Annotated in this window: 15 protein-coding genes; 6 read left to right on the top strand and 9 right to left on the bottom strand. The window is 42.8% G+C overall.

Annotated elements, in window-relative coordinates; all coding sequences use genetic code 11:
• Window positions 1-87 precede the first annotated feature (87 nt).
• The 5 genes from LPAF129_RS03925 to LPAF129_RS03905 form a co-directional block, all read right to left on the bottom strand.
• A complete protein-coding gene (locus tag LPAF129_RS03925; RefSeq protein WP_244054888.1) occupies window positions 88-1,497 on the bottom strand; it encodes an amino acid ABC transporter substrate-binding protein/permease in 1,410 nt (469 codons plus the stop codon).
• A gap of 761 nt (window positions 1,498-2,258) precedes the next feature.
• The gene (locus tag LPAF129_RS03920; protein ID WP_244054887.1) at window positions 2,259-2,312 is read right to left on the bottom strand and encodes a hypothetical protein; all 54 of its coding nucleotides are present in this window, start codon (window positions 2,310-2,312) and stop codon (window positions 2,259-2,261) included.
• A 261-nt stretch (window positions 2,313-2,573) separates the two neighbouring features.
• Window positions 2,574-4,322, bottom strand: a complete 1,749-nt coding sequence (locus tag LPAF129_RS03915; protein ID WP_244054853.1) for a thiamine pyrophosphate-dependent enzyme — start codon at window positions 4,320-4,322, stop codon at window positions 2,574-2,576.
• A gap of 477 nt (window positions 4,323-4,799) precedes the next feature.
• On the bottom strand, window positions 4,800-5,096 hold the full coding sequence (locus LPAF129_RS03910; RefSeq protein WP_244054852.1) for a GNAT family N-acetyltransferase: 297 nt from the start codon (window positions 5,094-5,096) through the stop codon (window positions 4,800-4,802).
• A gap of 81 nt (window positions 5,097-5,177) precedes the next feature.
• Window positions 5,178-5,546: a DUF488 domain-containing protein gene (locus LPAF129_RS03905; RefSeq protein ID WP_244054851.1), complete on the bottom strand. Its 369-nt coding sequence runs from the start codon at window positions 5,544-5,546 to the stop codon at window positions 5,178-5,180.
• A 190-nt stretch (window positions 5,547-5,736) separates the two neighbouring features.
• On the opposite strand from LPAF129_RS03905, the gene LPAF129_RS03900 reads away from it, so the two are divergent.
• From LPAF129_RS03900 to msrA, 3 genes are all read left to right on the top strand, one after another.
• Window positions 5,737-6,210, top strand: a complete 474-nt coding sequence (locus LPAF129_RS03900) for a glutathione peroxidase (RefSeq protein ID WP_244054850.1) — start codon at window positions 5,737-5,739, stop codon at window positions 6,208-6,210.
• A 109-nt stretch (window positions 6,211-6,319) separates the two neighbouring features.
• Complete coding sequence (gene trxA, locus LPAF129_RS03895; protein ID WP_244054849.1) at window positions 6,320-6,637, top strand: thioredoxin; 318 nt, start codon at window positions 6,320-6,322, stop codon at window positions 6,635-6,637.
• A 71-nt stretch (window positions 6,638-6,708) separates the two neighbouring features.
• Window positions 6,709-7,224, top strand: coding sequence for a peptide-methionine (S)-S-oxide reductase MsrA (gene msrA / locus LPAF129_RS03890; protein ID WP_244054848.1), 516 nt, complete (start codon window positions 6,709-6,711; stop codon window positions 7,222-7,224).
• A gap of 302 nt (window positions 7,225-7,526) precedes the next feature.
• On the opposite strand, the gene LPAF129_RS03885 is transcribed toward msrA, so the two are convergent.
• The 3 genes from LPAF129_RS03885 to LPAF129_RS03875 all read right to left on the bottom strand — a co-directional run bounded on the left by LPAF129_RS03885 (window position 7,527) and on the right by LPAF129_RS03875 (window position 8,905).
• A complete protein-coding gene (locus LPAF129_RS03885) occupies window positions 7,527-7,772 on the bottom strand; it encodes a hypothetical protein (protein WP_244054847.1) in 246 nt (81 codons plus the stop codon).
• Window positions 7,773-7,805: 33 nt separating this feature from the next.
• On the bottom strand, window positions 7,806-8,147 hold the full coding sequence (locus LPAF129_RS03880; RefSeq protein ID WP_244054846.1) for a hypothetical protein: 342 nt from the start codon (window positions 8,145-8,147) through the stop codon (window positions 7,806-7,808).
• Window positions 8,148-8,254: 107 nt separating this feature from the next.
• Window positions 8,255-8,905, bottom strand: coding sequence for an NAD(P)H-binding protein (locus tag LPAF129_RS03875; RefSeq protein WP_244054845.1), 651 nt, complete (start codon window positions 8,903-8,905; stop codon window positions 8,255-8,257).
• Window positions 8,906-9,083: 178 nt separating this feature from the next.
• Between LPAF129_RS03875 and LPAF129_RS03870 the strand changes: the two genes are divergently transcribed.
• From LPAF129_RS03870 to LPAF129_RS03860, 3 genes are all read left to right on the top strand, one after another.
• Complete coding sequence (locus tag LPAF129_RS03870; RefSeq protein WP_244054844.1) at window positions 9,084-9,848, top strand: NUDIX hydrolase; 765 nt, start codon at window positions 9,084-9,086, stop codon at window positions 9,846-9,848.
• A 421-nt stretch (window positions 9,849-10,269) separates the two neighbouring features.
• A complete protein-coding gene (locus LPAF129_RS03865) occupies window positions 10,270-11,730 on the top strand; it encodes a nicotinate phosphoribosyltransferase (protein ID WP_244054843.1) in 1,461 nt (486 codons plus the stop codon).
• 396 nt (window positions 11,731-12,126) lie between these two features.
• Window positions 12,127-12,276 carry a hypothetical protein gene (locus LPAF129_RS03860; RefSeq protein WP_244054842.1) on the top strand — a complete coding sequence of 50 codons (150 nt, stop codon included), beginning with the start codon at window positions 12,127-12,129 and terminating at the stop codon, window positions 12,274-12,276.
• Window positions 12,277-12,368: 92 nt separating this feature from the next.
• On the opposite strand, the gene LPAF129_RS03855 is transcribed toward LPAF129_RS03860, so the two are convergent.
• A complete protein-coding gene (locus LPAF129_RS03855; RefSeq protein ID WP_244054841.1) occupies window positions 12,369-13,091 on the bottom strand; it encodes a class I SAM-dependent methyltransferase in 723 nt (240 codons plus the stop codon).
• Window positions 13,092-13,148 lie beyond the last annotated feature (57 nt).

Here is a 13,148-nt window from a genome sequence, read left to right as displayed (position 1 = left end):
CACTAGTGGCAACTTGCTCGTCTAGACTGATTAGTGCTTTTTGGCAACTGAAGTGTTGGCTTTTAAAGGCTAAAAGCGGACTTAAGCTTAATTGTTCATTTTCTTTTCAACGTATTTCGATAACCAGGTCAACAAGGTGATGATGATCAGGTACATCAATGCCACGATTCCCCAGACCTTGAAGCCTTCCAAGTTACGGGCAATAATGATTTTCCCAGTTTGCGTTAATTCTAGGATCCCAATAATTGAGAGGATCGAGGTGTCTTTCAAGGTAATAATGAACTGGTTGATAAACGATGGTACCATGATCTTGATCCCCTGAGGTAAGATCACTTTACTCATCGCTTTACCGAACGGGAGTCCCAAACTGCGTGCGGCTTCCATTTGTCCAGCATCAACTGACTCAATTCCGCCTTTGACAAAGGCAGCTGTATAGGCACCTTCATTTAGCATTAAGGTAATTGTCCCTGCAATAAAGGCTGGAATTTTTGTGCCTGTCAAACTTGGGATTCCGTTATAAATAAAGAGTGCTAAGACTAACAGCGGTAAACCACGGAAAATGTAAATGACAGTCGTGGAAACGCCCCGGGCGAATTTGTTAGGTAAGACACCCAACAAACCAAAAATTACCCCGAAGACTGTGGCGGCAATGATACCGACCACTGTTAAGTAGAGAGTTTGCCCTAAACCTTTCAAAAGTACGCCAGAGTTTTGGTGGAGCAGTCCGCCGATGGTGTGCTCATTGCTTTTCTTTTTCTCGGCGTTAACTTTGTCGGTACTAAGGTAACGGTCAGTGATTTTTTTGTACTCACCATTTTGCTTGAGGACCTTTAAGCCATGGTTGAATTTCTTCAGCAAGTCAGCATTTTGTCCCTTCATGACTGCAAAACCATAGTTGCCGCTTTCGGCTGGTTTGGTCACAATTTTAAGCTTAGTCCCAGTCTTGATCGCATATTGCATCACGGGCACATCTTCAAAAGTGGCGACTGAGTTTTTATTGACGACGTCGTTATACATATTGTCGGAATCATCGAAAGTCACGGTTTTGAAGCCATACTTCTTTTGTTGAGATTGGGCATAAGCTGCGGCAGCTGTCCCAGTTTTAAGGGCGACTTTCTTGCCTTTCAAATCGCTGAGGCCTTTGATTTTGCTATCCTGACGCACGGCCATGACAACCCCAGTTTTATAGTAAGGATCTGAAAAATCAAACTTTTCCAAACGTTCAGGCGTAATGGACATCCCAGCAATGACACCATCGATTTGGTTAGATTGCAGCGACTGGACAGCCGCGTTGAATCCTAAAGCTTTGATGTTAACTTTGAAACCTTCCTCTTTAGCAATTGCCTTTAACAAATCAACGTCGATTCCGACGTATTTGTTGTCTTTATTAGCAAACTCAAATGGCGGATAGGTAACATCCGTCCCAATCGTGTAAGTTTTTTCTGCGTGTACCTTTGGCGCCACTGTCATGAATAAGAGTAGTGCAAAGACTGACATTAAGATTTTGCTGATTTTACTTTTCCGCATCGGTTCCACTCCTTTAACTAATCTATTTTTAATAATACTAAGTATAGAATACCATATTTTAGCTAGGAGGGGATAGTTTTAGTGATGAAAATTTCACCTAGACCAATTGATGACGAGTGTTTTTTAGACTTAAGCTAAGCACTTCAAGTGGTCCTTAACCAAATGAGAGTAGTACCGTGAGTTAACCGCATAAATTTGGTCAAATTGCTACATCTTTGACTTGTATTTCTTTCGGAAAGCGATTACAATAAGGGCGTAGAGAATGAACAGCTCATAATTTGTAAATTGTTTTTATGAATTAGTCGGTTGTTTCATTTAAACCTAAGCGAAAAGAGGTTAAGGGCTTGTCAAATTCTCTATTAGATAATGGTCAGACTCGACTATAGTGTGATAATGAATTCTGTGTTGGTGGGGAATCAACATTGTAACGGTTCTTATCCACTTTTACTAGTTGCCGTGAACGAGTAATTAAGTCTGATCATTATTTTTATGGCCAAAATTTATGATAATTCAGCGAAATGTGGTACGTGTTGGGGCTGCGCTAAATAAGCCCACTATTAAGTAATCGTCTGTCAGGTGACTTTTTGCTAAAACGATGCTATAATTTAGGCGTAAAGAAAAGGAGCTATGCGTCAACATAGCTCCCACAAGCCGTTTCAAAGACGGTGGTTAGTATCAGAGACTAGACATAGTCGCCCTCAACTCGCCAAAGTTTATGAGGGGCGGCTTTTTTATTTGTCCTTTTTGTCGGACAAGACAGCCACTAATGTGCCAAAAGCAATCATTAGCGACAGCGCTTCGAATACGCTCACTGACCGTGAAACCTTTCTGCAGATTATTCCATGTTCCCATAGACCTCACCTCGCAGGGGATAAGACAGCCACCGCCCTTAAAACTTCTTGTTAACTAAAATTATAACACTACTGCAAAAAAACAGGTGCAAAATTTTGGACTTTCCCAAAGCTTTGCACCTGTTTTATTTGTTTAAAGCTGTTTTTTCCAGCCATATTTTCTAGTTACTACATATTATATATCTGTTTTTGCTCTTAAAGGTTCTTCATGATTTCGCTCAAAGATGGTTGGTCTTCAGCTGAAATTGCGTAAGTTTCACGATAGTTAGCGGCCATCTCAGCGCCAAAAGCGGCCTCATCCAATGGTACAAAGGAAGTATCGATTGGGTCAATGTTTTGAATCTTAGCGTCCAAGACGATTGGCAAATCATTACCATTCTTTTGGAGTTCGTTGATTTGAGCCATGGCATCCTTTAATTCAGCCAAGTTTGTAACTGTAAAGCCAATTGCACCCATGTCTGTAGCGGCCTTGCCCCAGTCAGCACCAACTAAGTCGATCCCATAAGGGGCTTGGTTAGCCTGGATCTTTTCATGACCAATGTAACCAAAGGCTTTGTTTTCTAAGACAACGTTAATTACTGGTAAGTGGTACTTAACTTCTGTCAGTAAGTCTGGCATGACCATTGCGTAACCACCATCGCCAGAAATTGTCCAAACTTGACGGTCAGGAAAGCTCAATTTGCCGGCCAAACCTGCTGGTAAGCCAAAGCCCATTGTGCCATACCATGGTGACATTGCGTAAGTTTGGTCTTTGTCAAATGGTAGCTGACGTAATGACCATTCTGTGTTGTTACCAACATCAAGTCCAAAGACTGCATTGTTAGTCGAGTTATCTTTGATAGCCTTGATGACACCTTCAGCGCGTAAACCGTTTTGATCATCAGCGGCTAATTTTTCTAACCAGTTCATCCATAAAACGCGGTCCTGTTGGGCAGCCTTTAAGAAATCACTAACTGGTGCTTGGTAATCTGTCTGTGCAAGACTTGCCAAGAAGGCAGCGGCATCAGCTAAAACAGTGATGTCAGCGTCGTATTGCTTGCCAAGGTCTGCCAAATTATTGTTAACTTGGATGATTGTCTTGTCAGCAGGCATGTAGCGTGCAAATGGGTAGTTTGTCCCAACAAACAAGATCAAATCACTAACCTGTGAAACTTCAAAGGCTGGCTTAGTACCCAAACGACCACGAGCTCCCATGTAGTTAGCATGGTCAGTTGGGAAGACGTTGGCAGCTGGTGCAGTTGTCAAAACAGGCATCCCCAATTTTTCAGCAACTGTCACAGCGGCAGCTTTGGCTGAAGCAGCACCTTGACCTAACCACATTACTGGACGCTTGGCGTTTTTGATTGCTTCAGCGACTTGTTGAACTTCAGCTTGGTCAACTGGTAGTTTAACAGTCTTTTTGCTTAAGTTAGCAGTCTTTAATTCATGATAGTCGATTTCTTGACCAGATAAGTCATCTGGTAAGATCACAACTGAAACTGACTTCGTTGCATAAGCTGAACGAATCGCTTCGTCAATGACCTTAGGAATCTGGTCAGCGTTAACAACTTGCTTGTGGAATTCTGCCACGTCGGCAAAAATTGGATCCTGGTTCATTTCCTGGAAGAAGTTCGTGTTCATCACACCAGTTGCTGATTGACCAACTAAGGCCAAAACTGGAGTATGATCCATCTTAGCTTCATACAAACCATTTAACATATGCACGGAACCGGGGCCGGCTGAGCCAAATGCAACACCAATTGTTCCAGTTAACTTAGCGTCAGCAGCGGCTGCCAAGGCGCCAACTTCTTCGTGACGAACCTGAATATACTTGATCTGGTCGCGTTCCTGGTATAAACCATCGACTGTGTTGTTGATTGAATCGGCGGTAATTCCATAAACGTGATCAATATCCCATTTCTCTAAAACTTTTGCGAGTGCTTGTCCTGCCATCATTGTAGCCATTTCAAAAACTCCCTTTCTTTGTGTAAAGCATTTTATTTTTTATCAAATTAATCTTGGAAATCATCCGTTGCTGTTCAACGGAACAAGATTAAGTATATCACTTACTTTTTGTAAGTCAATCTTTTTAACTAACTTTTTTGAAAATAAAAAAAGTCCTATAAACGTGATAATACCAGGGCTTGAGACGATATTTTCGAGGAATACGGTGAAAAAATAAAAATATTTTCTGAAATAAATTAGGGGATTCGGGACTAGTTTTAGGAGTGAATTTTCTGGAAGAAGCTGATGGGAATTTGTGGACCAAAATCGCTCAAAGTTGGGTCCCAAAATGGATTTATGTACCAAACTTTGCCAGAGTTAAGTACGAAAGATAGGTTTATGTACCAAACTTTCGTAAACTGAGAGTCAGAAAAAAAGCTCAATCCTAAGTTTGCTCATTAAGAGAGCAAACAATAGGACTGAGCTTTAAAAATTAGCTTATTGGAGTACATCGGCGTACTCGTCGTGATGTTTGTCAAAATAATTGACGGCGTACGGGCAAACGTTAATAATGTGATAGCCAGTTTCGTGGGCACGCCCAACAACGGCTTGCATTAATTGACCCGCAATTCCTTGGCCGCGCAAGGCTGGGTCTGTTTTAGTTGAGTCGATGGTGTAGGTTTGCGCGGAGTTATCGACTGTTAAGTCAACTTCAGCGTCGATCTTCCGGTCAGCGGCATAATGAACGAAACGGTCGTGACCTGCTTCATAGTTGTGTTCGAATTCAAATTCCATGGAAAGACCTCCTGTTTATGCTTTGTTCCCCTCTGTGTTGATAACGTTATCATATATTATCCTGGCGACCGGTGCAATCAATTAGTCTGTTTTTGGCAAATGCTCGCGCAAATAGTCCAGCAAGACCACAGCTTGGTTGTATTGCTCATCTTTGGCACCATACAAGAGAGTTACCGAACCCTGTGCTAATTGAACTCTGGTTGTTTTTAAAAATTCAACGGTGGCAGGATTTTCGGCTAGTTCTTTCAAATAAGCGACCCGGAAGTCTGCAAATTTGGCAGGATCGTGGTTGAACCATTTCCGTAGTTCTGGCGAAGGAGCAATTGTTTTGACCCAATCGTTGAGTTGCGCTTTTTCCTTGGACATTCCCCGTGGCCAAAGCCGGTCAACTAAGATCCGGTAGCTATCGTAGTCCTGGTCAGATGCATAAATTCGTTGCAGTTGTAACACGAAACCATCTCCTTGCTAGTGTTTTCAACTTAATTGTAACGCGCAGTTCGCGAGAAAAATATTAAAAAGCCTACTGAATAAAAAAAGCTTTCTTTTTGTAAGCAAAATTATTGATGTTGGTGAAAAATCATGGTACATTACTGATAGTAAAGATGTTAAGTCATGACAGCAACAAAGGATGGTGAGCATGATGGCGACAATTTATGATTTTTCTGAAGAGGAAGTTAGCGGTCAACCAATTGATTTGGCAGACTACAAAGGCCAAGTTTTACTGCTAGTCAATACTGCTAGTAAGTGTGGTCTTGCACCACAATTAGAACAGTTAGAGGCCTTGTATCAACAGTACCATCAGGCAGGGTTCACTGTCATTGGTTTGCCTTCTAATCAGTTTAACCAGGAACTAGACTCAGATCAGGCAGCAACCGAGTATTGTCAGTTGCACTTTGGTGTGACATTTCCAATGACCAAGCGTGTTTGGGTGAATGGCGAGCAAGCGGACCCGCTCTTTACGTATTTGAAAAAAGAGACCACGGGAGAAGAGATTGCCTGGAACTATACCAAGTTTTTAATTGGCAGAAACGGGCAAATTATTGGGAGGTATGAACCGAAAACAACCCCTGAAGAATTTAGTGCGGATATTGCAGAAGCAGTGCAAAACTCGTAGGAATGCGGTATCATAGAGTTAGAAGATAAGTCGGGCACGATGTAATTGGAATTGTTTGATAGAAAACAACCAGCGTGAACGATCACCAGAAATAGGAGGAAATTAAATTATGGCAGTTAAAGAAATTACAGATGCAGATTTTGAAGAAGCTACAAGCAAGGGTGTAACTTTCACAGACTTTTGGGCAACATGGTGTGGTCCATGTCGGATGCAAGGACCAGCAGTTGATCAACTATCCGAAGAAATGGGTGACAAGGTGACTTTCACTAAGATGGATATTGATCAAAACCCTGAAACACCAGCACATTTTGGCATTATGTCAATTCCAACGATGATGGTTAAAAAAGATGGTGAAGTGATCGATACTATTATCGGTTATCATCCTAAGGAACAATTAAAACAAATCTTGGAACAATACACTGACTAATTAGTCAGCTAACAAAAGGGCACTAGCCACTCAAGCGGTGTCCTTTTGTGCTAGGAAGGGAAGTTAATTTGATGGAAAAAACAGCAATTTTTGCCGGAGGTTGTTTTTGGTGTATGGTGAAACCATTTGACGAACAGCCAGGTATTAAGCAAGTAGTTTCGGGCTATACTGGCGGACACGTGGCTAACCCAACCTATGAACAAGTTTGCAGTCATACGACGGGACACACTGAAGCTGTGGAAATTCACTACGACCCAGCAATCGTGTCTTATGCAGATTTAGTTGAAATTTACTGGCGCCAAACTGACCCGACCGATGCGATGGGCCAGTTCCAGGACCGTGGTGACAGTTACCGGCCAGTAATTTTTGTGCAAAATGAGGAAGAACGTCAAATTGCGACAGCCTCTAAGCAGAAGTTAGCAGAGAGTGGCCGTTTTTCGGACCCGATCGTGACGCAAATTGAAGATGCCAAACCATTTTATCCAGCTGAAGATTATCACCAGAACTTTTATCGCAAAAACCCACTCCGTTATCAAATGGAGGAAATGGGTGGCCGCGAGAAATTTATCCAGGATCAATGGAAATAAGTTCCACTACTAAAAAGACGCTCAGATTGATGAGCGTCTTTTTTCGTTGCAGATTTTTTAGTGAAGAAGCAGTCTGGAAGTTTGCATTGTCTGAGTAACCAAGAATCTGTAGACATAAGTCCGGGAAAGTAATGTGTACAGTGGAATCTGTAGACATAAGTTCGCGAAAGTAATGTGTACAGCAGAATCTGTAGACATAAGTTCACCAAAGTAATGTGTACAGCACCAAAATCTGTGGTGGCACCTATTTGCAAATAAAAACTCCCAATCAACACTGATTTGCTTGTTGGGAGTTTGTTAAATTAATGTGGTCGTTTGGATGAGTCCTGTTTGCGCTCGCGTCGTTTACGCAGATAGTTCACCAAGGGCACTGTCAAAGTCGTGCATGCAGCACTGAAAACTAAAAAGTCACAGATAACTAATCCTAGTAAGACCAGCTTTCCAGGCCGAAAATACCAGGCTGCAATGCTGATTCCAGTCAAAATGATGGCTGTCAGCCAGATCGCACCGACCAAAAAAGCAAGTTTCCGCTTTTGCGATGAATTCATGTTTAGGACTCCTTCCTACTTAGTTAATAGAAATTATTCCTGGCGGATCAGGGCAGCGATTTGTCCGCTTAAATTCCGCCAAAATAGGATTTCATTTCCCTTGAAATCAGCTGAAAATGTTTCGCAGTCTGCCCGGGGAGTGAGCGTGCCAATCTCATTTTTGAGCGCACCAGTCACTACTAAGACTTGGTCGGGTGTTTGCCAACGAACGTTGTAGTAAGGACCTTCCAGCGCTTCGTCTAACAAATCTTGGGCACCAGCACGAGCTGTGTCTAGTAAGACGTCATTTTCTGTTGCGTCTGGTTGACCATGGGTTTGTAAGTAAGCCAATTTTTGGGCAACTTCGCCCATATCGTTAGGAATTAAGTTGAACATTTTTGACCTCCGAAAGTTTTGATACTGGCTATTATAGCACAGTGCAACTTGACCAAAAAACCTCCGCCCAAATTAAATTGAGGCGGAGGTTTTGCTGAACTTTAAATTTAGCCGTTAGCAACGGTAAAACGTTCTTGTTTATGAGTAGGTTCTTGAATTTCTTTGACGATTGCTTGTGCCATTGTATCGCCAGTTGTTTCAGATTCACCAGCAGCGTTGACCAAGAGGTCTTCTGTGCCGTATAAAATCTTGTCAGCAGCAGGTCCTGCAACGAAAGATGAGGCAGGAGAAACGCCGACCCAGTTCACATTTGTCACGTCTTGTAAGAAGTGTAATTCAGCAAGCTGGTTAACTGGAGTATTGACCCAAGCAGCTGCTTCAGGCATCTTCTTAATGTCTTCGACTACCAAATGATTGTCAGCACCAGTGTGCAAACTACCAGCACCTAAGATGAAAATTAAGCGTGGTTGTTTAGTTTCACGGAATAAGCTGATCAAATGAGCAGTTAAGTCCACGTGTAAATATGCTTGAGCTGGGGCGGTAGAAAATGCATCAACGATTACGTCAAAGCCAGCCAAGTCTTCAGTTGTCAACGCAAAAGCGTCCTTTTCCAAAATCTGAATGTCAGCACCCAATAATTCTTTGGCTTTGGCAGCATTGCGAACAACCGCTGTAACGTCCAAACCTGCTTGTTTTGCTGCTTTAAATGTGGCGGAACCGGCCATTCCAGTTGCACCAATAATTCCAACTTTTGTCATGAAAAAAGCCTCCTCTTTAATTTGTATCACTTACATTTTATAAGCAAATTTCATTAATTACAAGTAATAAGTCAGCCAAATTTGTAAATAGTTGGTGCAATGCGTCGGCTAAAATGATTTTCACGGGTTCGTTAATCAGTTATAATAGATACAAACCAGTATTCAGGAGGAAATGTTCATGAAGGAAGAAAATCGTTTGACACAAATTAATATTGTTAATTTGATCTGGAGCTTTGACCGGGAAACAAATCAGGTCAATTTGTTGTTAGTCAAGCGATCTGAACGACCAGCGCTCGGAATGTGGGCGTTGCCAGAGACATTTCTGGGTGAACATGAAAGTGCGGATCAAGCGGCGCTTCGTTTAGTACAGGATAAAATCGGTTTGAAATTGGCAGCTTTCCATACGGAACAGTTAGAAACTTTCACGGCCCCACAACGGGTCACGGCTCACCACCGCAATTTATCGTTGGCGTATATGACTTTTTTGCCGGAAATGCCGCCATTAAATCCAGGTTATGGTGCTAGTGACGCACGCTGGTTTGCGCTGTCGACGGTCGATTCCCGTTACTGTTTTAGCAATGGGCTAGTGCAGTTTCAGGTGGCAGCGGAACAAAAGCAAGAGGATTATTACGCTAATTTGGCGGCCTATGTCAAAAAAACGCCGCATCGATTGGCCTTTGATTATGAGTGGATCATTAAGGTTGCTTGTTTACGCATCAGAAATAAGCTGGATTATCAGCCAAATATTTTATTAATTTTGGGCGACAGCTTTACCATTAGGGAGGCGCGCTGTGTTTATGCACCATTCTTACAAACGAAGATGGAACAGATCGACAATTCTAATTTCACTAAAACACACAGTAAGCTCTTTGAAGAAACGGGGATCTCGGTCTCCAAGAAGCGTGGGCGCCCTGCGAAGGTTTATCGCTTGAAGGAAGCCTAAAAACAGAGCGGAGCAAAGCGATTAGCTTCCGAGCATATCGGAGACTGACCTTTAATGCGTTTTGGGCATTGAAGGTTGGTCTTGGATAGGCGGAAGAAGCTGCTTTGAGCAGCTCGACTACAAAAACAGAGCGGAGCAAGCCGGTTAAGACTCGAGCACCATCGGAACCTAGGGACTAATGTGCTTTTAGCATTGGTTCCTGGGGTTAGATGGGCGGAACTTTCTGTTTCACGGAACCCAGACTACAAAAACAGAGTGGGGCAAACTAGCACTATCACCGGTTTGATAACAGCAGGTCTGTAGGTTCGTGGTTGCAATTATTCGGTAAGAAGAGTAGTATCAACTGCAAAGAACCAGGCTTTTGTTTTTTATTCAATTAAAAGTAAAAAATACCTTTATTGTTTTCTAGGAGGAACGATCTATGATCGAGCAAGGAAATATGGCACTACTGACCGATTTATATGAATATACTATGGCAAATGGTTTTCACGAAGAAATGGCGGAAGAACGCGGGTCTTACGACATCTTTTTCCGGACACTACCAGATAACGGACGGTTTGTTGTTTTAGCCGGAATTGGGACAGCCTTAGAGGAGTTGCAAAACTTCCACTTTGACGCTGCTGATTTGGAATATTTGCGTGGGTTACAGTTGTTTACCCCAGAATTTTTGGACTACTTGCGGGACTTTAAGTTTACCTGCAAGGTCTATGCAATTCCAGAAGGGACGCCAGTCTTTCCAAGAGAACCAGTTGTGACGGTTGAGGGACCATTGCTCCAAGCTCAGTTATTTGAAACCTTATTATTAAATATCATTAACCATCAAACGTTGATTGCTACCAAGGCCCGCCGAATCTCGGCAGCAGCCAAGGACAAGGCAGTCATGGAATTTGGTGCACGTCGAGCACAGGGACCAGCAAGTGCGGTTTATGGTGCACGGGCCGCAGTAATCGGCGGTTGTACAAGTACCTCGAATTTGTTGGCCGGACAGAAATTCGGGATCCCGGTTGCCGGAACGATGGCACATTCATGGATCGAAGCCTTTGACACGGAATTGGATGCTTTCCGGGCTTGGGCCAAGATCTATCCTGAAAATTGTTCATTACTAGTTGATACTTATGATGTTTTGCATTCTGGGATGCCGCATGCGATCCAGGTCTTTGATGAGTTGTCAGCCAAGGGCTCTGACAGTAGTTCATTTGGTGTGAGAATCGATTCTGGAGACATTACCCAATTATCAACGAAAGCTCGCCAAATGTTGGATGACGCCGGTTATCCGGATGCAACGATCACAGCTTCAAACGCCTTAGATGAACAAATTATTCAGTCTTTGGTTAATGAAGGGGCTGCCATCGATAACTTTGGGGTCGGTGAAAACTTGATCACAAGCGCTAGCTCACCAGTTTTGAGTGGTGTTTACAAATTAAGTGCTGTGAAAAAAGCCGATGGCACTTGGCTGCCAAAAGTTAAAGTTAGTGCGAGCCTTGGCAAACTAACTCTTCCAGGACGAAAACGAGTTTATCGGGTCTATGATCCGCGGACTGACGAACCAATTGCTGACCTGGTCACATTACGGGAAGAAGAAGTTTTGGACAACATTGAAGATATGCAGGTCCTAAGTGCTGATCCAGAAGCTATCAAACGTTTCCAGACATTAAGAAACGTGAAGGCAGTTGAACTACAAAAAGAAGCTTTAAATGAACAGGGAGAATTATTGACGGGAAATCCAAGCGTGTTTGAGATCCAGCAGTATAGTCAGGAAAAATTAGCTGAATTACCTGCATCGAAGAAACGTTTACTGTATCCAGACGAATATCCTGTTTATATTTCGAAGGAATTATATGATGTCCAGCAAGAACTGATTGAAAATAATCGAGTGGACTAAAAACACAGAGCGGAGCAAAGCGGTCAGCTCCCGAGCATGATTGGAGCATAGTCTTTGATGCATTTTTGGCATCGAAGGCTGGGCTTAGATAAGCTGAGAGCCTTGTTTAGCAGAACCCGACTATCATAGTGTGACTAGCAATTGAACTCTATCGTAAAGGTAGGGTTCTTTTTTTTGGGTGATTTACTGAGCGACTACGTTGGCTGCCATTTGTAGGAGTCAAGAAGTGCTGCAAGTTAAGCAGAAATTAGCGGATCCGACTTGTTATTTCAAAAGAATAGTCGAAAAAGAGTCCTTTTGAGACTTATTTTTAACTTATTCGTTCAAAATGAAGTATGATAGAGATACGGGGTAACAGAAGTAGAAATATCAGGCAGTAAAAAAGGGGCGAATGACATGTCAGACCGTGAAGAAATGCGGATCCGTACACATAAAATTATTAGCTATCTAGATCAAACTTATGGAGATAACTGGGCGCAAGATCCTGAAATTTCAGAGGATCCAAAGTTAAAAGAACATCTCCAATGGATCAAATCATGCAGATAGACAAACCACCGCGTGCGAGCGGCAAGCAACCGAAATAGCGTTAGTCAGCAAAGAATCTACTTTTTGTGACTAACGCTATTTTTGAGCGTAAATTATGCCGCTTTTTGTGCGGTAAGGATCATGGTCCGCATCCAAGGTCCAGTCCACCAACCATTGACCCCGGCGGAAGTGAGCTGAATGTTTGTCAAATTATGGGCGGCTAGGACGGCCTGATATTGTTTGAAATAGTGACCAGTATCGACCAGCAATAATTGTCCCCCCGGTTGTAAGACGCGGATGGCTTCTTGCAGTGCGCGCTGGCGTTTGGCGGCTGGTTTGATATTATGGAAAGCTAGACTGGAAATGACAAAGTTAAAAGTTTCGTCCCCAAAGGGTAGGTCAGCCATATCGGCAGTTTTTAGAGAGACTTTTTGCTGAACGTTAGCGGCAATTAAATTTTTGACAGTGGCAGCGCGGCTATTCTTCGATTGATCGACGGACCGCCAAAGGTCAACACCAACAACTTTGCCGGTCGGACTAATTAGTTGAGCAAATTTGATCAAATTTAGGCCATGTCCACAACCCAGGTCTAAAATTTTCGCGTCTTTCGGAATCGTTAGTTCACTAGTTAGCTGTTCCCAAATCTGGTATTTTCCTCGTAAACTAGTATGCAGAAAAATGACTGCACCCGCCAACATGGCAATGGCAAATAATGAATTGAGCCAAGCGAAGGGATAGGCGCGATAAGTGATCCAAAAGAACAGTGCCATTAAACTAGCTAGGATAAAAATTAACGGAACTAGTGGGGCATCGATACCACGATTGATTTTTTTCATTGGAAAAACCTCTTTTCTAGGTTAATTCACTTCCAAGTATGCAAGGCTAAGGGTAAA

The organism is Ligilactobacillus pabuli (assembly GCF_022836475.1).
GTDB lineage: Bacteria > Bacillota > Bacilli > Lactobacillales > Lactobacillaceae > Ligilactobacillus > Ligilactobacillus pabuli.
The sequence above is the reverse complement of the archived record's forward strand: the minus strand, read 5'-3'. Positions and strand labels throughout refer to the sequence as shown.